Source organism: Leptolyngbya sp. Heron Island J (assembly GCF_000482245.1).
In the GTDB taxonomy this organism is placed as follows: domain Bacteria; phylum Cyanobacteriota; class Cyanobacteriia; order Phormidesmidales; family Phormidesmidaceae; genus Leptothoe.
This window is the reverse complement of sequence record NZ_AWNH01000031.1, coordinates 45,212-67,463: the sequence shown is the minus strand read 5'-3', so window position 1 is coordinate 67,463 and position 22,252 is coordinate 45,212. Positions and strand designations below refer to the sequence as shown.

19 protein-coding genes are annotated in these 22,252 nt (G+C 49.4%); 12 read left to right on the top strand and 7 right to left on the bottom strand.

All coding sequences use genetic code 11. The annotated features are described in order from the left end of the window. Window positions 1–31: 31 nt before the first annotated feature. Window positions 32–157 (top strand): photosystem II protein Y, encoded by a 126-nt coding sequence (locus tag N836_RS48865; RefSeq protein ID WP_023072051.1) that lies wholly within the window; start codon window positions 32–34, stop codon window positions 155–157. A gap of 160 nt (window positions 158–317) precedes the next feature. On the opposite strand, the gene N836_RS48860 is transcribed toward N836_RS48865, so the two are convergent. Continuing rightward, the gene (locus tag N836_RS48860; protein WP_023072050.1) at window positions 318–1,208 is read right to left on the bottom strand and encodes a type IV pilin-like G/H family protein; all 891 of its coding nucleotides are present in this window, start codon (window positions 1,206–1,208) and stop codon (window positions 318–320) included. A gap of 81 nt (window positions 1,209–1,289) precedes the next feature. After that, window positions 1,290–1,868, bottom strand: a complete 579-nt coding sequence (gene rdgB / locus N836_RS48855) for an RdgB/HAM1 family non-canonical purine NTP pyrophosphatase (RefSeq protein WP_023072049.1) — start codon at window positions 1,866–1,868, stop codon at window positions 1,290–1,292. A 337-nt stretch (window positions 1,869–2,205) separates the two neighbouring features. Here rdgB and N836_RS48850 point away from each other — a divergent pair, with 337 nt between their 5' ends. Together N836_RS48850 and N836_RS0137670 are read left to right on the top strand one after the other, a co-directional pair. Next, window positions 2,206–3,933 (top strand): ABC transporter ATP-binding protein, encoded by a 1,728-nt coding sequence (locus N836_RS48850; protein ID WP_152532104.1) that lies wholly within the window; start codon window positions 2,206–2,208, stop codon window positions 3,931–3,933. Between the two features lie 124 nt (window positions 3,934–4,057). After that, window positions 4,058–5,155 (top strand): formylglycine-generating enzyme family protein, encoded by a 1,098-nt coding sequence (locus N836_RS0137670; protein ID WP_081716830.1) that lies wholly within the window; start codon window positions 4,058–4,060, stop codon window positions 5,153–5,155. Between the two features lie 17 nt (window positions 5,156–5,172). On the opposite strand, the gene N836_RS73125 is transcribed toward N836_RS0137670, so the two are convergent. After that, the gene (locus N836_RS73125; protein WP_023072046.1) at window positions 5,173–6,627 is read right to left on the bottom strand and encodes a protein kinase domain-containing protein; all 1,455 of its coding nucleotides are present in this window, start codon (window positions 6,625–6,627) and stop codon (window positions 5,173–5,175) included. A gap of 213 nt (window positions 6,628–6,840) precedes the next feature. On the opposite strand from N836_RS73125, the gene N836_RS48845 reads away from it, so the two are divergent. Next, on the top strand, window positions 6,841–7,815 hold the full coding sequence (locus N836_RS48845; protein WP_023072045.1) for a hypothetical protein: 975 nt from the start codon (window positions 6,841–6,843) through the stop codon (window positions 7,813–7,815). Between the two features lie 29 nt (window positions 7,816–7,844). Here N836_RS48845 and N836_RS48840 read toward each other — a convergent pair whose 3' ends face one another. Beyond that, window positions 7,845–8,666, bottom strand: a complete 822-nt coding sequence (locus tag N836_RS48840) for a lysophospholipid acyltransferase family protein (protein ID WP_023072044.1) — start codon at window positions 8,664–8,666, stop codon at window positions 7,845–7,847. A gap of 381 nt (window positions 8,667–9,047) precedes the next feature. Between N836_RS48840 and grxC the strand changes: the two genes are divergently transcribed. Further along, window positions 9,048–9,374, top strand: a complete 327-nt coding sequence (gene grxC / locus N836_RS48835; protein WP_023072043.1) for a glutaredoxin 3 — start codon at window positions 9,048–9,050, stop codon at window positions 9,372–9,374. Window positions 9,375–9,387: 13 nt separating this feature from the next. Beyond that, a complete protein-coding gene (locus N836_RS48830; RefSeq protein WP_023072042.1) occupies window positions 9,388–10,269 on the top strand; it encodes a DUF72 domain-containing protein in 882 nt (293 codons plus the stop codon). 603 nt (window positions 10,270–10,872) lie between these two features. On the opposite strand, the gene pdxA is transcribed toward N836_RS48830, so the two are convergent. Next, window positions 10,873–11,880 (bottom strand): 4-hydroxythreonine-4-phosphate dehydrogenase PdxA, encoded by a 1,008-nt coding sequence (pdxA, locus tag N836_RS48825; RefSeq protein WP_023072040.1) that lies wholly within the window; start codon window positions 11,878–11,880, stop codon window positions 10,873–10,875. 64 nt (window positions 11,881–11,944) lie between these two features. On the opposite strand from pdxA, the gene N836_RS48820 reads away from it, so the two are divergent. Further along, the gene (locus N836_RS48820) at window positions 11,945–12,712 is read left to right on the top strand and encodes a DsbA family protein (RefSeq protein WP_235071068.1); all 768 of its coding nucleotides are present in this window, start codon (window positions 11,945–11,947) and stop codon (window positions 12,710–12,712) included. Window positions 12,713–12,771: 59 nt separating this feature from the next. Next, the gene (locus tag N836_RS48815) at window positions 12,772–14,094 is read left to right on the top strand and encodes a four-carbon acid sugar kinase family protein (protein ID WP_023072038.1); all 1,323 of its coding nucleotides are present in this window, start codon (window positions 12,772–12,774) and stop codon (window positions 14,092–14,094) included. On the opposite strand, the gene hslO is transcribed toward N836_RS48815, so the two are convergent. Continuing rightward, window positions 14,095–15,003, bottom strand: a complete 909-nt coding sequence (gene hslO / locus N836_RS48810) for an Hsp33 family molecular chaperone HslO (protein ID WP_023072037.1) — start codon at window positions 15,001–15,003, stop codon at window positions 14,095–14,097. A gap of 221 nt (window positions 15,004–15,224) precedes the next feature. On the opposite strand from hslO, the gene N836_RS48805 reads away from it, so the two are divergent. Beyond that, window positions 15,225–15,632, top strand: coding sequence for a hypothetical protein (locus tag N836_RS48805; protein WP_023072036.1), 408 nt, complete (start codon window positions 15,225–15,227; stop codon window positions 15,630–15,632). Window positions 15,633–15,732: 100 nt separating this feature from the next. On the opposite strand, the gene hisD is transcribed toward N836_RS48805, so the two are convergent. Next, window positions 15,733–17,025 carry a histidinol dehydrogenase gene (gene hisD / locus N836_RS48800; RefSeq protein WP_023072035.1) on the bottom strand — a complete coding sequence of 431 codons (1,293 nt, stop codon included), beginning with the start codon at window positions 17,023–17,025 and terminating at the stop codon, window positions 15,733–15,735. A gap of 161 nt (window positions 17,026–17,186) precedes the next feature. Between hisD and rpsT the strand changes: the two genes are divergently transcribed. The 3 genes from rpsT to rpoB all read left to right on the top strand — a co-directional run bounded on the left by rpsT (window position 17,187) and on the right by rpoB (window position 22,073). Continuing rightward, on the top strand, window positions 17,187–17,480 hold the full coding sequence (rpsT, locus tag N836_RS48795; protein WP_031292330.1) for a 30S ribosomal protein S20: 294 nt from the start codon (window positions 17,187–17,189) through the stop codon (window positions 17,478–17,480). A 5-nt stretch (window positions 17,481–17,485) separates the two neighbouring features. Further along, a complete protein-coding gene (locus N836_RS48790) occupies window positions 17,486–18,292 on the top strand; it encodes a TatD family hydrolase (RefSeq protein WP_023072033.1) in 807 nt (268 codons plus the stop codon). A gap of 430 nt (window positions 18,293–18,722) precedes the next feature. Beyond that, window positions 18,723–22,073 (top strand): DNA-directed RNA polymerase subunit beta, encoded by a 3,351-nt coding sequence (gene rpoB / locus N836_RS48785; protein WP_023072032.1) that lies wholly within the window; start codon window positions 18,723–18,725, stop codon window positions 22,071–22,073. Window positions 22,074–22,252 lie beyond the last annotated feature (179 nt).

Sequence of the window (22,252 nt, the reverse complement as noted above, 5' to 3'; positions counted from 1 at the left end):
TAAAACGTTTTTCTCCGCAGGAGGTTCGGTAATGGACATTGATTTCCGGGTTGTTGCTGTGCTGGCTCCCATTATTCTGGCTGCGGGTTGGGCCGGGTTTAATATCTTCCAAGCTGCACTTGGGCAAATTCAAGACTGGTTGGCTGAGGGCGAATAAAGGCCCGACTTGTCAAAGAAAGTTATCGAATTACTCATTTAAGCTGCCCTTGTTTAGCAGGGCAGCTTTTTGTTAGTAGTATCAGTCTGGAACGTGACTTGGGTGCGATCGCACTCTTCCTTTCGCCAGATTGCAGCCATTGTCTATACACAGTAGATTGCTAATACACAGGTGTATAACCTGCTGGACATGTCTCTATATCGTCCGGTAGCTCAGGCATCTGATCTGTAAAGCTATCACTTTTGCAAAGGCTGGCAGTAGTGATGGTGTATTCCTCAGTAACATAGGTAACACGACCAACAATGGCCTTGAGTCCGTCGCGCTTTGGTAAGGCGACTGTGCTAACGATGTCCCCTGTATCGGAGACCAGGAGGGTATAGCTATAGTTTTCACTCTGCTGTAGGTTAACCCCCAGCTCATTCTCTATAGCTTGAATATCTGGCTCAAACTGTTGCTGTTCCAGAAAAATAGCCTGTTGGAGGCGATTGATGGCTCCTACCGCAGCGCTGGCTTCACTTTCTCGCGCTGCTGCTGCCTGCACATCAAAAAGATCAGACACCTCTAGAATGGCTCGATCGGTTGGCAGACTAATGTCTGACGATACCCGACGTGCATTGATGGTAATCGAATCATGATCAGGATTGCCCGAGGGAGTCAGCGCTTCGATATGTAGCTCCATTAAGTCGGGGCCTGCTGGGATGGCTGTTACCAAGCCACCCAGATTTGTTGTCACCACAGGCTGTGGCTTTGACCTATCCAGCGTCCAGCTAGAGCGCACAATATCGCCCTCTGGATGGTACAAATAGAACACATCACCCTCAGGTGCAAAAATTAAAACTGGGGCAAACCCATTGGGGAAAGTAGCACCAGACTGATATAGCTCCCATCGACCTATTACTAGCTGTGTGATGATTTGCTCAGTCTGTGCTGCTTCGTCTGACTGTTCGTCTGACTGTGCGATGAGCGCCCCGGTTGTAGGATAAGCGCTGCTGCTCGGCAGGCAGCTGAGCAACAGGCCAGCCAACAGGGCATTGAGAGACTTTCTAATCATGGGTGAGCTGTGGTCTAGAGAGTATTTGTTCACATTGTTGCTCAGTAATACAACCTGTCTGTTGTCGTTCCCTGAGAACAGCTAGTCTATCGGTAGCTGTTTGAGCTGCTCCATAATTTGAGCAAAGGCAATGCCACGATGGCTATGGGTTTCTTTTTGCTCATCGCTCATTTCGGCAAAGGTTTTATTCTGGCTAGGGACATAGAAAATTGGGTCGTAGCCAAAGCCATTGTTACCCTTGGGGGCAGTCAGGATTTCACCGGGGCAGATGCCTTCAGTTTCTAAGGCAATCGTGCCATCTGGTTTAGCTAGGGCCAGGGCACAGACAAACTGAGCGCTGCGGTTTTCAACATTGTTTAACTCTCGCAAGACTCGATTAATCCGATCCTGGTCATCTTTGCCATAGCGAGCGGAGTAGAGACCGGGAGCACCGTCTAAGGCATCGATCTGCAGACCAGAATCATCTGCGATCGCCCATTGATTGGTTGCAACGGCAACTTCTCGCGCCTTCAACCGAGCATTTTCAATAAACGTCGTACCCGTTTCATCCACGTCTATTTCTTTGGGCTTGAGCTGTAAATCCCAGCCTAAGGGGGTCAGATAGACCTGCATTTCTTTGAGTTTTCCGGGGTTGCCAGTGGCGACGATGACGGTGGGCATGGTGGTTTAGGCGGTGGTGCGCTCATAGTTTATAGCAGAGCAGGAGAACGTAGGTTGGGTTAAAACCTCTTCTGTATCTTGTGCCCTTACGCAAAATCTTTTATTAACCCAACAATGCCAATGTTATCTCATAACGCGATCGCACCTTTGCGCGCCAATGCCAGGTGTGTTTTCTCGTGTTGGCAATGTTGGGTTTTGGAGTGGTGAATGGGGTTGGGTGTGATTTAAGAGATATTTCAACCCAACCTACGGTGTTTGGGTGATGGGGGTGGGGTGCGATCGTGCTGGTATAAAAACTGGTAGCGTAACCTATGACCCGTGTATCAGATCATCCGCTTTGGATAACCGTCCTAACTATTGGCAACTGCTGCCCTATATCCGTCGCCAGCAGGTCATTCTGATCCCTGCTTTTATCTGCACCCTGGTATTTACCCTCTACTGGCCCATCCTGGCCAGGCTCGGTGGTTTAGCCATTTCCACCCTGGTCCAGGGCCAGGTGGCCGCCTTTGGCAGAGTCGCTGCGCTCACCCTGATTGGCCTGCTAATCCAAAAAGCGGCTCAATATGGTCAAGATTCGCTGATGGCTAAGGCAGCATTTCGGGTGGCTCACCAGCTACGTACGCGGGTATATGGTCACTTGCAAACTCTTAGCCTGACCTACTTTGAGCAAACAAAAACGGGCGATCTGGCCTATCGCCTGACGGAAGATGTGGATCGCATTGGTGAAGTTGTCTATAAGCTATTTCACGACTTTGTTCCCTCCGCGCTGCAGCTGGTGGTTGTCTTTGGCTACATGATCTATCTCAATTGGCAGCTGACGGCAACGGCGCTGATTTTGATCCCCTTGCTGGCGGTTTTGTCCGGTTGGTTTGGTGAAAAAATGCTGACGGCGGCTCGTCGTAGCCAGGATAAAGTGGCCGATCTCTCGTCTCAGGTAGCGGAGGTGTTCAGCGGTATCCGGCTGGTGCAGGCATTCGCAGCAGAAGACTATGAGATTGATCGCTTTTCTCAGTCGTCCGCCAACAATCGTGATGCTCGTTATTCTGTTGCCTGGTTGCAGGCGGTACAGTTTCCGGTAGTGGGGTTTCTCTATGCAGGCATGATTGTGATTTTGTTGCTGGTGGGTACCTGGCAAATTAGCCTGGGCAACCTGGCCCGTGAGGGATTTGGTACCTATGTGATCAATGCGCTACTGCTGATTGACCCCGTCAACCATGTGATTCAAAACTTTAATGAGTTTAAGCAGGGTGAGGCTTCGGTAGATCGGGTATTAGAGCTGTTGTGGCTCAAGCCTTCGGTGCAGGATATTCCGGCGGCAAAACAGCTGCCCGCGGTGAAAGGGCAGGTGGACTATCGTCATGTCAGTTTTGCCTATGCTGCTGAGCAGCCGGTTTTGCAAACTGTGAGCTTTACAGCAGCACCGGGACAAACCATTGCCCTGGTGGGTCTCTCGGGTGCAGGGAAAACCACATTGGTGAATCTGTTGCCGCGCTTTTATGATGTGGCATCAGGCGAGATTTTAATTGATGGGGTTAATATTCGTGAGGTAACGCTCCAAAGCCTGCGTCGACAGATCGGCATTGTGCCCCAGGAGAATGTGTTGTTCTCTGGCACGATTGCGGAGAATATTGCCTTTGGTCAAAAGGAGTTTAGTCTGGCAGATGTTGAAGCGGCGGCCCGAGTAGCCAATGCCCATGGATTTATTAGTCAGTTTTCCCAGGGCTACCATACCTGGGTGGGGGAACGGGGGGTGAATCTATCGGGAGGGCAGCGGCAGCGGATTGCGATCGCACGCGCGGTCCTATTCGACCCCAAAATTCTAATCCTGGATGAGGCAACTTCTGCTCTGGATGCAGAGTCAGAAGCGCTAGTGCAGGAGGCGTTAGAACGATTGATGCAAGGACGGACGGTATTTGTGATCGCCCATCGACTGGCGACGGTCAGGGGATGCGATCGCATCCTGGTAATGGAAAAGGGACAGATTATTGAGTCTGGCAGCCACACTGAGCTTCTAAGCCAGGCGGGGCGCTATGCCAGCTTCTATGCCAAGCAGTTCCAAGCGTGAATTTGTGTGTGATCCTGGCAATGCATTTGCAAAACTTCACAAATACGTTGGTTTTTGATTTTTTTTGCACTACTAGTTCAGTGTTCACGGAGAAAACATCGAATTATCTGATATTCGATCACTGATGAGGGCGTCCTTAGTTAAGGAATTTATGTTGGGCAAGCGTTACCAGGTCATCAAAAAACTAGGCGGGGTTGGCATCGCGTCCCTGGTCAATGGTGGTGTGTGCCAAAAAACACCTTTGTTCAAGAGTCAGCCTCTTCATTATCAGTGCTCACGCCGTAAAGCCTTAAAATTCCTCGGTGTTTCAACGGTTGCTACTGTAGCTACTGTTAGCTGTAAACAGACATCAGCGGCTATTGCTCCAACTGGGCGACCCCTGAAAAGCCGAAAATTAAAAACCGTCAAAGTTGATGCTGCCGGGCAAATTATTGCTGAATCGTCGATTCAAGTGACCTACTTTGATGAACCCTATCTGCAGCGGTTGCGTAAGGTACTGCCGTTACAGATGGTGGAGATCCCAGCCGGTGAATTTCTGATGGGGTCTCCATCTAATGAACCAGACCGTCAGGAACGAGAAGGGCCGCAACGTTCTGTTCAGGTACCTGGTTTTTATATTGGGGCCTATGCAATTACGCAACAACAGTATGAGGCGGTGATGGGGAATAACCCGTCATATTTTACTGATGATCAAGGGGAAGACGGCGCTAATTTGCCAGTAGAACAGATCACCTGGCAGGATGCTGATGCCTTTTGCAAACAGCTAAGTGAGCTGACAGGACGTACCTATCGCTTACCTAGCGAAGCCGAGTGGGAATATGCCTGTCGTGCTGGGACAACAACTCCGTTTTCTTTTGGGGAGACTTTGACAACAGAAATTGCTAATTTCTTTGAAGATGTCTCTTTGGTGGATACTGAAAATTTTGAAGAGAATTATCGTAACACGCCCGTTGCCGCTGACAGCTTTTGGCCCAATGATTTCGGTCTCTACAATATGCATGGCAATGTGAATGAGTGGTGTGCCGATGATTATCACGACAACTATGACGGTGCTCCCAGCGATGCTAACAAATGGCTATCTGGCGATAGTCAGGGGTCCAAGGTGATACGGGGTGGCTCATGGTTTAGCGATATCCCTGTGTGTCGTTCGGCGGCCCGTGATAAGAATACTCAAGTGGGTCGTAGTAATTCGTTTGGTTTTCGCGTTGTCTGTGAAAATTAGTCCCAACAACTGGCTTCTCAATCACCTGTATATCGCCAGTGCCAGGGTTCTTTCTCGCCAGCAGGATTGCCCTGAGGGTATGACAGTTCAAATTCATAGTTTTTGGCATAGCGTCTTAGCCACCGATAGCCATCTGTTTGCTCAAAGCTAATGTCCCAATCAGTACTCTCGTCGGCATTTTTGTCACCAAAAGCAACTGCATAGCCGCTGTGATAATCACTTTGTTGTAACCATTGGCGAATATCGATATCCTCATCTCTTTTCTGTAGTTGTTTTCTTTGGTCAGACAAGGAAATATACCCAGCTAAAGGCAATAGCTCAACACCTTCATTTTGGGCAGCGGCGACCATGTTCCAAAAGGCGTCCACTGTTTCAGGTCTGGCTTGTATGCTGCCATCGTCTAACAGTGCGATTAAGTCATCTGGCTGGGCCTGATCAAACCCTTTAGGTGTGGCTTGAACGGCATCCCATTGTCTGCTGATTGTATAGGCAGCCCATTGGTAACCTTTGACGCCAAAGCCCAGAACAACTAATAGGGCTGTGATCAATCCTATGACTTTTAAGATCAGCTTTGGTGGGATTAATGTTACGGCTTTGGTTGCTGGTTCAGTATCTATAGGCAGATTTCCTTTCGCCGCGACATGGGTAGGCAGCTGACTGTCTTGGCCGACCCGCATGCCTGTAATTGTTCTTTCAAGTGCTTTAAGCGCCTCCCGCGCAGTTGTGTAGCGCTTGTTAGGATTAGGCTCGATTAGTCTTTTGATAAATGTTGTCAGTGCCGGGCTAATTTTCTTCTTTGACCATTGCACTTGGCGAGTGAGGGGATGAATCGTTAGTTTATGGGGAGGACTCTCTGTAAGAGCCGCAATGGCTACCATGCCAACGGCGTAGAGATCGCTGGCATAACAGGGTTTACCTCGTGTTTGTTCAGGGGCCGTATAGCCAGCTTTGCCTACTTTAGCTGTGGTGATGAGCTGGCCATACTTGTTAATCTGGCTGTTGCTGAGGGTTTTTAATACCCCAAAGTCAGTTAAAAAGATATCGCCATTGCTGGCCTGACGGATCAGGTTACCAGGCTGAATATCTAGATGAATAGTTTGATGTTGATGAACAAATGTCAGGACACTCAATACATCCTTCAATAGTTTTGTTACATAGCTTTCATCTAGGCGCTTGCCTGCCCTGATTTCTTGCCTTAAGGTATGGCCCTGAACCATCTCCTGGACAACATAAAACTTGTTACCCTGCTCAAAATAAGCCAACAGTTTTGGAATTCGGGAATGGATACCTAATTTTTCCAGAGTACTGGCCTCCTGGCGTAACATCTCTAGAATTTTTGGATTGGTGTAAGCCAGTTCTTTGAGCACGCATTGTGGCCGGTGAGGCTGATGGTGATCGATTGCTCGGTAGGTAATTCCGTAGCCACCTCGATCTAAAATTTCCAGTACTTCAAAACGATTTGCAAGCTTCATGTTCTTTGATTTTTTGGATCTGGGCTAGCAGGATGGCTACCTTGGAAAATTTAGATATCTTACTAATATTGTCCGTTGAACCTGATTAGAGGGCCGCTAACCCATAGAATTCTTTTAGTCTCAAAAAGCCAGCTGTATCTTGGGGTTTTCTTTAAGACAAGTAATAGCTCTGGATGGGGCATCTAAGGCGTTTCATGTAGAGAGCGATTTTTCATGGTTGCTAGCAATAAGTATGTATTCCCGGTCGCATTGGTTGTAGCTATTGCAACTGTTATAGGTAAAGATGTGGTTAACCAACCACTGCAGGCGCAGCCTGGTCCGACTATTGTTTGTAGTTATGACCCTAGCACTGGTGTCCCCAATCCGTTGGGAATGCGGACGTTTATTACGTTGACAGAAGCGGATGGTGCAACAGAAGTAACCTATGAGCAGTTAGGTGCGGTTGTCCCGGGTCCCGTAGAAGCGGTGCTGACTTCGCAGCGATCGCTATTATTCCCAGGTCAGTCTATCGACGGGGTGCGGCAGCTTTTGCTGAATAATGCTACTTATTATCGTGAGCTAGTCGGATTTGATGATCCAGACGGGTTTGCTCCGGTTAATGCGACTTTGATTTGCCAGGCGGAAGCAGTGGCGTCTTTGCCAGTTGTGCGTCCGTCACCATCGGCGGAACTGCCTGATCTCGGGGGGGATTTACCCCGTGCTGAACTGCCTGATCTGGATGGGCCACCGCTTGGTAATGCTACAGATGGAGCTGCAGATGCCCCGACACCACCTACGTTCTATGACACCATTGCGGGACTGGCGGATGGCAATTATCGATATGTGTCAGGCCCAGCTGAAGCGCGAGCCTATTCTAATCAAGAGCTGCTGAATCGGGGCGGTGTGCTATTTATCTTTCGTAAGACCGGGGATGAGATTACCGGGGCTTACAGCTATATCGACGGTGAGTCAATTTGTGTCAATGGGCGAGTTAGCGGGAATACGCTGAGCGGTCGGGCTTATCCTGACAATGGGGTGGCCCGCGACCTGGGTGAGGAGTTTACGGTTTGGGGACCGGCTACATTTCTACGTGTGCGTCGTACCCGTGGTGATGCAGGCAACCGCTACTATGCTAGTGCGACTTTAGAGTTAAATGATTTTTCTCGGATTAATGCGGGTTCTTCATTGCCGCCCAGCCGCTGCGAATAGGTCTGTTTCAAGGAGACAACCCATTTTTTCTACGCTTTGATTAATTGGTCAAGGTTGCGCTGCATTTGGGTAACCACTTGTTCATAACACTGTTGGACATAGTGGTTATCCCTGGCGGCATCTCGGCCGGTATGTTCAAACACAATGGGCGAACAGACACAGGTGCGGATGGGGTGGGGCCAGGGAATATGGGGGATTGGACCAATGGCTAGCCCCCAGGGCAGCCCTAAGTAGATGGGGAATACTTCTGGATCGATGCCTTGAACCCAGGGTAAAAGACCTTGCTGGTTGAGCCATTTGGCTTGTTCGTAGCAGTTTTCTAACACGATCAAGGTGTCGTGGGCACCGGTTGAAATGACGGGGACGATGGGGACTTTCTCCCTCAGGGCTAGTTTGATAAAGCCGGTACGTCCCATTAATTGGATCTGGTGACGCTGGTGGTGGGGACGGAAGACGTCCTGGGCACCACCGGGGAAAACGAGGACACTGGCACCGCGTTGGAGAGCTGCGATCGCAAATTTAGGTTCAGCTGGTACTGCCCCACACTGAGCCGCAAGTTGAGCCAACCCCGGATTTGCCTGCCAGACTTTTGCATGCATCAGCCCATACATCGGGCGCTCATAACCAAACCGACGAAACCAGTCCACCATCAGCATCAGTAAGTCAGGAGCCGCCAGTCCACCATTGTGGGAGCCTACAAACAGTGCTTGTTTGGGCACATGGTGCCAGCCATCTGTGCGAGTCTGAAAATAATGGTTATAAAACCATTCCCATTTAGGCATCAGCGATGCGATCACGCTTGGGTCGCGTTGTGCCAGTGCGGTTTCAACGGTATGACTGCTACCGGGCATGGACTCACTCCAACTAGGGCAGCCCTCAGCCTATCGAAAATTGGTAAACAGACTTGTCAAGATTTGATGGATCTCGAAAAAAGTCCTGAGTTGCATTAATTTACTGGGATATTGAAATGCTCCAGGATACAAAATTAGCCTACAAAAAGGGCCCCCACCGAAGTGGGAGCCGCAGTAAGCGTTATTCCTTAATGACTTCATTGTGCCAGGGAAGCTTAGTCTGGGTTGTGACGATGATCATGCCCTAGGCGTGTTTAAGTTCATATCCCTGGACTGATCTATTCGGTATCGATTTTGCCGAGGATTTGCAGAGAGTTTCAGCTACCTAGAAAAGATTTACCATAGAGATACTAGCGCTGTGAATACGACGTTAGTATCTCTATGGTTAACCGCATGCCCATGCAATTGCTCAATCGTTTGCTAGGTCGCAACTCTGATGATGTCAAAGCCAATGTAGAAATTTATACATGGCAGGCCTGCCCCTACTGTATACGCGCCAAGCTATTGCTGTGGTGGAAAGGGGTCACTTTTACGGAATATAAAATCGACGGTGATCAAGCGGCCCGTGCCAAGATGGCGGAGCGGTCCAACCAGCGTCGCAGTGTACCCCAAATTTTTATCAACGATCGTCATGTTGGTGGATGTGACGATCTGTATGCCCTCGATAGTCGTGGTCAGCTCGATCCGTTGTTAACCCAGGCTGGGTAATTAAGGCAACACTATGAGGGTGAGCAAGTTAGCGGATTTTCGTATCGGCTGTGCAGTTTGGGCCTATAAGGAATGGCTGGGTGATTTTTATCCAGCGGGCAGTCGCCCGACTGATTTTTTGCGGCTGTATAGCGATCGCATGACCTGTGTAGAAGGCAACACCACCTTCTATTCCATCCCAACGCCGGAGACAGTACAGCGCTGGGCTAACAATACCCCCAATCCATTTCGCTTTTGTCCAAAACTACCGCGCACCATTACACATGGAGCTGAGCTGATGCCGCAGCTATCTGCTGCGTTGGACTTTCTTGAATTAATGCAGGGGCTGGGGCCAAAGCTAGGACCAATTTTTGCCCAACTGCCTCCCAGATATAGCCCCCGGTCATTTGCCGATTTATCAAAGTTTGTAGCCAGCTGGCCCCACCAGCAAAGTCCGCTAGCGGTGGAGGTACGCCATGCAGATTGGTTTAAACCACCTTACTCTGAGCGCCTAAATGCATTGTTAACTCGCTTTGGCGTCGGTCGCGTGTTGCTCGATACGCGTCCAATTTATACCTGGAGTAATCCAGCGGATGATCCGCAGCTGCGTTCAGAGCGCAAAAAGCCTCGAGTTCCCCTGCTGCCAGTGTCAACGGCTCCGTTTGTACTAGTGCGGTATATCAGTCATCCTGAGCTGGAGCATAATCGTGATTTCTTAGCGGAGTGGGTTCAGCATGTGGGGAAATGGCTGGCCGAAGGACGGTCGGTTTACTTTTTTGTGCATTGCCCCAATGAGGCCAAATCCCCCGACATTGCGCGCTATTTTCAAGAACAGCTAGAAACAGCAGGTATTGATGTACCACCATTACCCTGGTCGTTGATTCAAGCCCCACCCCAACAACTAGGCCTCTTTTGACCCCCTTACCTGTCTCCCAGACTCTGGCTGGGAGTCTCCCAGCGGCTCTGCCGCTAAAAGCGTTCTTGATCGCCATCGATCAGGTTTGTTTGTGATACTGCACGGTATGCAGCCATGACTAATGCTCAAATTCAAAGTTGATCTAGCAGGTGACGGATTAGTGAGGAGAAGTTAGAGTCTTGCAACTGTGCTACTACAAGTATCTTCTGCATACTTCCATTCTCATTCTTCTGTCCTTTGTCATAGGTCATGCTACAGCTTGAAAAAATGCTTAATTAAGAATCGTTCTTCATACTGCATAGAGTGATTTTCAATCCTAGTTAGATCCGTAAATTCCTCGATGCTCTTTAAAGAAAAAAAGGGGACTTTTAGTCCCCTGGTTCCTTGAAACAAAACTTGTATGTCACTGGCCATTGTACAGATCAAACTCCACTTTGAACCATAGAATTTACAGGATTTGTAGAGTTTTTTTATCTACATAGGAGATTGACCCCAAAAATATGTACGCTCACGGATCACTTTCAAAAAAGTTCCCTAGAAATGGCAAATTTTTCTATTGCTCGATGTGATTTTTGTTACGCAGAACTCAACTGCTTAGTTGGTTCAATTTAAATGTCGCTGGGTTGCTAGGTCAATGGCTAGATTGATGGCGGCTAACATACTATCGGGGCGAGCGATGCCTTGACCAGCGATGTCAAAAGCGGTGCCATGGTCGGGGGAGGTGCGAATGAAGGGTAAACCGATGGTGGTATTGACTGCCTGATCGAAGCCTAGCATTTTAACTGGAATTAAGCCCTGATCGTGATATAGAGCTATATATCCATGGTGGGCCTGGTGTTGAGGATTTTGCCAGGCTTGGGCTGGGCTGACCCAGAGGGTATCTGGTGGCACGGGGCCGTCTATGGTGACATGGGGAAATCGCTGTCTTTGGGTATTAATCCAGGGAATTAACCAGTCGATTTCTTCTCGACCCAGTTGGCCTTGTTCTCCACTATGGGGGTTGAGACCTGCGATCGCAACCTGTGGTTGTTCTATGCCAAAATCTTGTTCCAAACAGGTTAGTAGCAGCTCTAATTTGAGCGTCATTAACTCTGGTGTCAGGGCCTCAGGTACCTGTCGTAGGGGAATATGGGTCGTTGCCAGTAGCGTTCGCAATGTCCACTGAGTTAAGGGGGACTTTGCTACAAACAACATGCCAAACCGCTTCACATCGGCCATTTCTGCTAACAGTTCGGTTTGACCCGGATAATGGTGTCCTGCGGCTAACCAGGCTGATTTGGCAATGGGGGCAGTAACAACCCCGTCATAACCATCCTTAAGACAATAGTGAATAGCCGTTTGCAAGCTGCGAAAACTCAGATCGCCACTGGCGGCATCTCCTTGCCCCAAGCATAGAGTCTGCTCGGCTGCTAAGGGTACATCAATAATAGGATAGTCGGCTAGCGGTAGGTTGAGTTGCTGACTGATGGCGATGAGTTGATGTTGGTTACCCACCAGGGTCAGTTCTGCTGTTGGCTCTACCAATGGCAATGCCTTCAGCACTACCTCTGGTCCAATTCCTGCCATATCACCCAGCGTGATCAGTAGCTTTGGTGTTTTAGCGACATTCATGTACTTGTCTCCCGCTTCCTTATTTCCCAACGATAAAACAAAGTGTTAGCGTGAGTAGGTCGCTATGTCGGTTCCTTCCATGGCATTCAAAACCATTTTGATGCGTATTGCTGCTGGCGTTGTCCTATTGACGCTGGTCGGCTGTGGTTCTAATGATTCAGCCCAGGCTCCGGAGACCCAAGAACAAGCCGAAACACAGCAGGCGGAGCCTCCCAGTGAAGCTGATATTGAAGCCGTTGAGGCTGAGTGGAGAGCCCATCAAGATGAGGTCAATCAGGTCCTATCATCAATGGATCGCGCGATGTTTATTGGTGAATCACCTACCAGAGGTAATGCTGATGCAGAAGTGGTGGTGGTGAAGTTCTCTGACTTTGAATGCCCATTTTGTGCGGTGGCGTCAGTCCACATGAAGGACTTTGTTGAGGAACGTGGCGATGAGGTGCTGTATGTGTACAAACATTTACCCCTCAAAAGTATTCATCCTGAAGCGGAACCGGCAGCTAAAGCTTCATGGGCTGCTGCTCGGCAGGATCAGTTTTGGATCTATCACACTGGGCTTTTTGCCAACCAAGATCGTTTGGGAGACGATCTATACGTGGAACTTGCTGAGCAAATCGGCCTAGACATAGAAAAGTTTAATCGCGATCGCAACAGCGAAGAGGCTCAAGCTGCCGTTGACCAGGATCTAGCCCTGGCCGAAAAACTAAAAATAGGTCGTACCCCCAGCTTTTTGATGGGTGGTTTGTTAGTACCTCCTGGAGTGCCCCCCGAAAGTTTTGGGGAATTACTGGATAATCTTAATGCCACTACAACGCCCCCAGCAGTGGAATAGTCGAGTCATCACTGTCTAATGTCCTGATCGAGGTTAGTCTACCAACAGTTTGTTACCCCATGTCTGATTCTAAACGCCCCAAAATAATTGCTATTGACGATGACCCCACCGGCTCCCAGACGGTTCACAGCTGCTTGTTGTTGTTGAAGTGGGATGTGTCTACCCTCAAACAAGGGCTATTAGATGATTCTCCAATCTTCTTTATTTTGGCCAACACGCGCTCTCTGACGGCAGCCGATGCAGAACGCACAACGCGCGAAGTTTGTCACAATCTTAAACAGGCGCTGAGTGAAACTAACACGCAAGAATATTTAGTTGTCAGTCGTTCTGATTCTACTTTACGGGGTCACTATCCGTTGGAAACAGATGTGATTGCTGCAGAACTGGGGCCTTTTGATGCTCATTTTATGGTGCCAGCTTTCTTTGAGGCGGGGCGCATTACCATCGATAGTACTCACTATATTGAGACTGATGGTGTACGCACCCCTGTGCATGAAACTGAGTTTGCGAAGGATTCTGTTTTTGGCTATAGCTATAGCTACTTACCTGATTATGTTGCTGAGAAAACAGCTGGGAAGATTGTTGCTGATCAAGTAGAACGGTTCACCCTTGACGTGTTACGGCAAGATACAGCTGATCGACTTATGGCCCTAAAGAACAACGTTTGTGTGGCTGTTGATGCTCACTATCAGAAGGACCTCGATCACTTTTCTCAAGAATTGTTAGAGGCTGCCGCCCAGGGAAAAAAGTTTCTCTTCCGGAGTGCGGCTAGTTTGTTGACGTCTTTGGCGGCTCTCCCTGCGCAGCCTATTGCCCCTGCTGAAATGGCCCGCTATACTCGCAACCATAAGCCAGGAGTGGTGCTGGTGGGCTCCCATGTGAAAAAGACAACTCGTCAGTTAGAGTATCTTTTGAAACAGCCAGGGGTGAGCGGGCTAGAAGTGGAGGTGGCTCGTTTGCAAGAGAACCCAGCTGAGGCAGATGCGATTGTGGCTGAGGTAGTTGCTCAGGTGCAAACCATTTATGCTCAGGGTAAAACTGCTGTCATCTATACCAGTCGTCAAGAACTTACCTTTGCTGATGTCACCACCCGTCTGGCGTTTGGTGAATCTGTTTCTAACTTGCTGATGGAGGTTGTGCGTGGATTGCCTGCCGACCTTGGCTTCCTCATTAGCAAAGGGGGGATTACCTCCAATGATACCCTCAGCAAGGGTTTAGCTTTAACCTCGGCTAGGCTCCTGGGGCAAGTGATTCCAGGGGTGTCTGTTGTTACCACCGGAATTGACCATCCCCAGTTTCCCAGTTTGCCTGTTGTCTTGTTCCCCGGCAATGTGGGGGGAGACGATGCCGTTGCTGCCGCCTATCAACGCTTGGCAGGGTGATTATGCTCGATTAGCATTTTCCATTTTTAGCTCTGTTAGCAAGTCCGTTAAGCGATCGCATTCAGCTTCATACTTGTCACCACAAAAGTGGCAAATCGCTTCAGCCGGTTCACGCTTGTTGATCATGTCTTGTAGTTCATCTTCCCCTAATAGCTTGAGGGCAGACAGCATGCGGTTGCCGTCGCAGGGACAATGAAATCTCAGGAGCTGACTTTCTGGAAAAATTTCTAACCCCATATCGCCTACTAGATCCTCAAAAATTTGAGGCAGCGTTTTTTTAGCCCGCAACATAGGGGTAAACCCAGTCAATGAGGCCAATCGAGACTCCAACGTCGAGATCAAGAGGTCATCGGTCGCTGCTTTTGGCAGGATCTGGAGCAATAAACCGCCTGCGGCTTCAACCCCGTTTTGGTCAACAAATACACCGAGCACCAGAGCAGAAGGGGTTTGCTCTGAAGTCGCCAGGTACTGTGTCAGATCCTCGCCAATTTCCCCTGAGACTAGTTCAACTGTGCTGGAGTAGGGATACCCTAGCCCTGAATCCCGCACTACATACAAGTAACCATTCCGTCCGACTGCTCTGCCGACATCTAGTTTGCCCTGGGGATTAGGAGGTAATTCTACCGATGGATCAGACACATAGCCTCGTATACTGCCATCAAGCCGCGCATCAACTAGAAGACCGCCCAGGGGACCATCTCCCTGAATCTGGATATTAATGCGCGAGTCTTCACGCTTCATATTAGAAACCAGAAGGGCTCCAGCCGTTAAGGTCCTACCCAAGGCCGCTGTGGCAACATAGGAAAGTTTGTGGCGAGTTCTGGCTTCTTCGACTAAACGTGTGGTGATGGCTCCAACAACTCTAATGCCGCCATCTGCTGCTACTGCTCGAATGAGCTGGTCCGCCATAGTTTTGTTTTGTGCTTACAGTGCTAAGTATGTTGCTGCCGATAGATCTAGTTAATCAAGCTGAAATAACTCCCGACTTTGCTGAGTTTTTCAGATTAAATCTGATCGAAAGACAGCAACCTTCAGGATACTTAATATTGTAGTAGTAGAGCCGTCGCGTCAGGGTGTCGGTTAATCAGGGGACTATCACCTGTCCCACTATTAGGAAACGCACTAACGCTATGTTTGGGATTTATCAGCAAAGTACCCTACGAATTGAAATTGATGCGACAGTGGTTCAACTACGGAAAAGTTTGACGCAAGCGGAGCAGTTGCGGCAGTGGTTATGGCCACAACAATTTTCCGATGACTTTAAATCACCGTTGCAGACAGGACAGTCATTTTCCAGCTACGTGGGGCCGATTCGGGTTGACCACACAATTGAGAGTATATCTGAGACTTCCATTCGCTTTTTACTCCATCGAGGGGTTGATGGTTTTCACGAGTGGCATTGGGGAGATGGCTGGGTCCAATCTCGATTAGAAGGGGTGTCTACTCTGCCTCTCAATATTGCTCAGACGACTAGCTTGTTGAGACTACAGCTGTTTCTGGCCTGGCAGAACCGTCAGGCTGCCCCCAAGTCTGAGTAACTAATCAGTTTTGGGTTGAGCTTGGTGCCAATGTTTTAGACCTGCTCAACCCAACGTTGGATATTGATTATTAAAACTTAAATCCTGAGGCTGCTGGAGCCTATTCCTCTACTCGCAGTCGGACCGAATCGCCATGGGACGGCAGTCCTTCTGCGCTCGTTAGGGCATCAATGGCTCCGGCCACATCGCTCAGAGCAGACTTTGAGTACTGAATCAGGCTGGAATGCTTCATAAAGGTTTCAGTGCTCAAGGGTGAGGCGTACCGGGCTGCTCCAGATGTGGGCAGAGTGTGGTTAGGACCTGCTAAATAATCGCCAACAGCTTCCGGGGTGTCATGGCCCAGAAAGATGGCCCCGGCCTGGGTGATGTGCTCTAGCAGTGACCAAGGGTCTTCTACCTCCAGTTCCAGATGCTCAGGGGCAAATTGGTTAGAGAGCTGAGCTGCAACATCTAAGGACTCTACGACAATAGCAATGCCGTAGTTGGCAATTGCTTTTTCGGTAAGGGTTTGACGAGGATGCCCGGCGAGCTGTCGATCCACTTCCACCACCACTTTCTCTGCCAGGGTGCTGTCGGTGGTTAGCAAAATGGCGGCGGCCATGGGGTCATGCTCTGCCTGGGCGAGTAAATCGGCAGTGACATGAATAGGGTTGGCGGTATGGTCAGCAATGATTAACACCTCTGAGGGGCCTGCCAAAGAGTCGATGCCCACGGTGCCGTAAACTTGCTTTTTGGCCAAAGTGACATAGACATTGCCGGGGCCGCTAATGACGTCCACCTTGGGTACGGTGGCTGTGCCGTAGGCCAACGCTCCAATGGCTTGGGCTCCACCGATACGATAAATTTCTTGCACACCGGCTTCCTGGGCGGCTACCAAAACGGCCGGGTTGATGTGGCCTTTGGGGGTAGGGGTAACCATGACCAAACGTTCAACCCCCGCTACCTGGGCTGGGATCGCGTTCATAATCACCGTGCTGGGGTAGGCGGCGCGACCGCCAGGAACGTAAATGCCAGCACGGGCCACTGCGGAATATCGCTTACCCAGGACAACACCGTTTTCTTCAAAGGTGACCCAATTTTTAGGGAGTCGCTGTTGATGAAAGGCTTTGACGTTCTTGCAGGCTAGACGGATGGCGTTTAGCAGGTCGCTAGAAACTTGCTGATAGGCCGTATCAATTTCTGCCCCGCTGATGCGTAAGCTGTTAGCGGTCAGAGTTTGCTGGTCAAATCTGGCTGTGTAGTGCAAGAGTGCCTCATCCCCAGAAGTTCGGATGGCGCTGAGGATTTCTCGAACAGTGGCTTCTTGCTCAAGCACCTGTTCGGTGTGGATGCGATCGCAAATGCGCTGGAGTTCGGCCTGCGCTTCGCTAAGCTTGTACAGAGTTCGCAACATTGAGGCGGGTAGCGAGGGTGGGAGACGTATGACTGTTATAGCTTAGCGCGGATTAGCTAGAGACAGCCTGATAGACTAGTTAGATTATGACAGCTCAAGAGCTGCTTAATGCTCTTTGATGCTATAATTTGAAGTCCTGACAAAAATTACAGTGGCAAATAGTGGCAAACATTAAATCTGCGATGAAGCGCATCCAAGTGGCGGAGCGCAATCGTCTACGTAATAAGTCATACAAGTCGGCGGTTAAGACCTTGACCAAGAGCTACTACGCCGCTCTGGGCGAGTATGCTGCCGATCCTTCTGACGAAAAGAAGCAAGCCGTGGATGCATCCATGTCGGCAGCTTTTAGCAAGATTGATAAGGCGGTCAAGCGCGGCAGTATCCATAGGAATGTCGCAGCTCGTCGCAAGTCTAAGCTGGCTCATGCTCGCAAAAAACACGAAACCGCTTCATAGCACCCATGCAGCTGGTTGATACCCACGTTCACATCAACTTTGATAGTTTCCAGTCTGATCTGGATGAGGTTGCGGCAGCTTGGCGACGAGCTGGCGTCGTCCATCTAGTGCATTCATGTGTTGAACCGTCGGAGTTTGATGGTATTCAAGCGATTGCCGATCGGTTTAGTGAGGTATCGTTTGCGGTAGGTTTGCATCCGTTAGATATGGATAAGTGGACGCCGGATCTTGCGGCTCGCATTTGCCAATTGGCTCGCTCGGATCAGCGAGTGGTAGCGATTGGGGAAACTGGCTTGGATTTCTTCAAGGCTGATGATCAAGCGTGTCAAATTGAGGCGTTTCGAGCTCAGCTAGCTATTGCTTACGATCTTAGTCTGCCAGTCATCATTCACTGTCGTGATGCCGCAGTGACTATGCGTGAAGTGCTACAGGACTTTTGGCGTGAGCGCGGCCCTGTGCAAGGCGTGATGCACTGCTGGACGGGGACACCAGAGGAAACGCAGTGGTTTTTGGATCTGGGGTTCTATGTTAGCTTTAGTGGCATTGTCACCTTTAAAAGCGCAACCCAGGTGCAGGCATCGGCTCAAATGGTTGGATGCGATCGCATTCTTGTAGAAACCGATTGTCCATTTTTGACCCCAGTCCCTAAGCGAAAAGAAAAGCGTAATCAGCCAGCTAACGTTCTTCACGTCGCCAAGTTTGTCGCTAATCTTCGCGACACATCCCTGGAAGCCCTGGCAGCTCAAACGACAGCTAATGCCAGAGCTTTATTCAATCTACCTGAGACTTCATTCGTCAGCGGCACCAGCTAGCACTAATCAAAAACAGCGATACGAATCCCGGTGCCCAATAAACCAAACCGCAGCTAAACGCTAGATATAAAAAGCTGCATTACCAAATAAAAATACAAAGTGACAAAAGTATTAAATTTCACTGCTGATTTGTGATATACTACCTCGGCTATGCGTTAGCCTTACGGTAGCCAATCGGCTAATTTTTTGCACTCATCCTGTTCATAACGTTTAGTGCATGACGGTTGCTGTCTGAATCCTGCCCATTGCTCCCATTATAGCTATCGGATGCTAGCAAAAGCCCTGCAAAATATTGGTTTGACTGCATTGCCCACTGAGGAAGTGTAGTCATTCTTGTATTTGTAACTTAACACTGTTTTTTTAACAAAACCTTTCCTACGGCCCGCTTTTACACCCCGTTTATTTAGGCTCGACCTGCTTGAGGAGACGAATGACTGACCTAACCATTTCCCAATCCTCCTTTGTACTACCTGACCTAGTCGAAATTCAGCGTTCTAGTTTTCGCTGGTTTTTACAAGAGGGTCTAATTGAAGAACTTGAAAGCTTCTCTCCGATTACCGACTATACGGGCAAGTTAGAGCTGCATTTCCTTGGTAAGGATTATAAGCTCAAAAGCCCTAAATACATGGTCGATGAAGCAAAGCGTCGCGATAGTACATACTCAGTGCAGATGTACGTTCCTACGCGCCTAATCAATAAGGAAACTGGGGAAATTAAGGAGCAAGAGGTATTCATTGGCGATTTGCCACTGATGACTGATCGAGGCACTTTCATCATCAACGGTGCTGAGCGAGTAATCGTCAATCAGATTGTGCGTAGTCCTGGTGTCTACTACAAAGCTGAAACTGATAAGCATGGTCGTCGTACCTACAATGCCAATTTAATCCCTAATCGCGGTGCCTGGCTCAAGTTTGAAACCGATAAAAATGACCTGGTTTGGGTGCGAATTGATAAGACACGCAAGCTTTCTGCTCAGGTTCTTTTCAAAGCCCTCGGTCTGAGTGACGGTGAGATTTTTGATTCCCTACGTCATCCTGAATACTTCCAAAAAACCATTGAAAAAGAAGGGCAGTTTAGCGAAGAAGAGGCCCTGCTAGAGTTGTACCGTAAGCTTCGTCCTGGCGAGCCGCCCACGGTGTCAGGAGGACAGCAACTCTTACACTCACGCTTTTTTGATCCAAAGCGTTATGACTTGGGCAAAGTAGGGCGTCACAAGCTTAACCGTAAGCTGCGTTTAAATGTGCCTGATGCTGTCAGAGTTTTGACGCCGCAGGATGTACTAGCAGCCATCGACTATTTGATTAATCTAGAGTTTGATATCGGCATCATCGATGATATCGATCACCTGGGTAATCGTCGGGTCCGTTCAGTTGGTGAACTACTGCAAAATCAGGTGCGCGTTGGTCTCAATCGCCTAGAGCGGATTATTCGGGAGCGGATGACTGTTTCCGATTCAGATTCTCTAACACCAGCCTCTCTGGTTAACCCGAAACCCCTAGTAGCCGCCATTAAAGAATTTTTTGGATCTAGTCAGCTATCCCAGTTTATGGATCAGACAAATCCTCTAGCTGAGCTGACTCACAAGCGACGGATCAGTGCGTTGGGTCCTGGTGGTTTAACCCGTGAGCGGGCTGGTTTTGCCGTTCGGGATATTCATCCATCCCACCATGGTCGTATTTGCCCGATTGAAACACCTGAAGGCCCTAATGCTGGTCTGATTGGTTCTCTGGCAACCCATGCCCGTGTCAATGATTTTGGGTTTATTGAAACACCCTTTTTCCAGGTAGAAAACGGTCGTATCCGCAAAGACTTACCGTCAACTTATATGACTGCCGACGAAGAAGATGACTTTCGCGTAGCACCCGGAGATATCCCAATTGATATTGATGGCAATATTCTGGGTGAGTCCGTACCTGTTCGATACCGGCAAGACTTTATTACCACGTCCTCATCTGAGGTCGATTATGTAGCGGTATCACCGGTTCAGATCATCTCGGTGGCGACCTCCCTAATTCCGTTCTTAGAGCACGACGATGCTAACCGGGCTTTGATGGGTTCTAACATGCAGCGTCAGGCCGTACCCTTGCTACGACCAGAACGTCCTCTAGTAGGTACCGGTCTAGAAGCCCAGGCTGCTCGCGACTCCGGTATGGTTGTTGTCAGCCCTGTGGATGGGGAAGTGACCTTTTTGGACGCCAAGAAGGTGGTGGTAACCGATGCTGAAGGTAAGTCATATGCCCAAGAGTTGCAAAAGTATCAGCGGTCGAACCAGGATACATGCCTAAATCAGCGTCCCTTGGTTTTTGCTGGCGATAAGGTGGTAGCTGGTCAGGTGCTGGCAGATGGTTCAGCAACTGAGGGCGGGGAAATCGCTCTTGGGCAGAATGTCTTGGTAGCCTACATGCCATGGGAAGGCTACAACTACGAAGATGCGATCTTGTTAAGTGAGCGTCTGGTATATGACGACCTCTACACGTCTATTCACATTGAAAAGTTCGAAATTGAGGCGCGTCAAACTAAGCTGGGTCCGGAAGAAATTACCCGTGAAATTCCCAACGTAGGTGAAGATGCCCTCCGGCAACTTGATGAGACTGGCATCATTCGGATTGGAGCCTGGGTGACATCCGGTGACATCTTGGTCGGTAAAGTCACTCCTAAAGGAGAGTCCGACCAGCCCCCAGAAGAGAAGTTGCTGAGAGCTATTTTTGGAGAAAAAGCTCGAGACGTGAGGGATAACTCATTACGAGTCCCTAACGGTGAAAAAGGTCGTGTTGTTGATGTGCGCGTCTTTACTCGTGAGCAAGGGGATGAACTGCCTCCTGGTGCCAATATGGTAGTGCGGGTTTACGTAGCCCAGAAGCGCAAGATCCAGGTGGGCGACAAAATGGCTGGTCGCCACGGCAACAAGGGGATTATTTCCCGAATTTTGCCCGTTGAAGATATGCCCTATCTCCCAGATGGTACTCCCATTGACATCGTGCTTAATCCTCTAGGGGTACCATCCCGTATGAACGTGGGTCAGGTGTTTGAGTGTTTGCTGGGTTGGGCTGGCGAAAATCTCAATGCCCGCTTTAAAATTACTCCCTTTGACGAAATGTACGGCAGTGAAGCTTCCATGGAAACTACCCATGGCAAGCTGCAGGATGCTCGAGATGCGATCGGTAATGATTGGGTGTTTAACCCCGACGACCCAGGCAAAATTCAACTCTACGATGGTCGTTCAGGAGAACCGTTTGATCGTCCGGTAACCGTAGGTAAGCCGTATATGTTGAAGTTAGTTCACCTAGTGGACGATAAGATTCACGCTCGGTCTACCGGTCCTTATTCCCTGGTTACCCAGCAACCTTTGGGTGGTAAAGCTCAACAAGGTGGACAGCGATTTGGGGAAATGGAGGTTTGGGCTCTTGAAGCTTTTGGAGCTGCCTATACCCTGCAGGAGCTGCTGACTGTTAAGTCTGACGATATGCAGGGACGGAACGAAGCCCTCAACGCGATTGTTAAGGGCAAGGCTATTCCTCGACCGGGTACTCCTGAGTCCTTCAAGGTATTGATGCGAGAGCTTCAGTCCCTCTGCCTAGACATTGCGGTGCATAAGCTTGAAACCCAAGAAGATGGTACGAGTCGCGATGTAGAAGTTGACTTAATGTCAGATTCCATTAACAGGCGCTCACCATCGCGGCCTACCTATGAGTCAATCTCACGAGATGAAGCTGCTGCTGCTCCTGAGACTCCTCCGGCTGCGCCAGCTGCTGCTCCTGGTCTGGAAGAGCCACCGCTCTAGCCCTCTCATGAGTAGGCTTAGTGTTCAGTTCTCTACCTGTAGCTATGGATACAGCCATTGGGATAGTGGAACTGTGCACTAATCTGCCTTTGCTGCTGAATCGGGGCCTAAAAAGCCGTTGCAAATGCGCCTCGATTCTCCCATTGAAACTAAGTCCTGATGTATAGGCCGCGTACAAG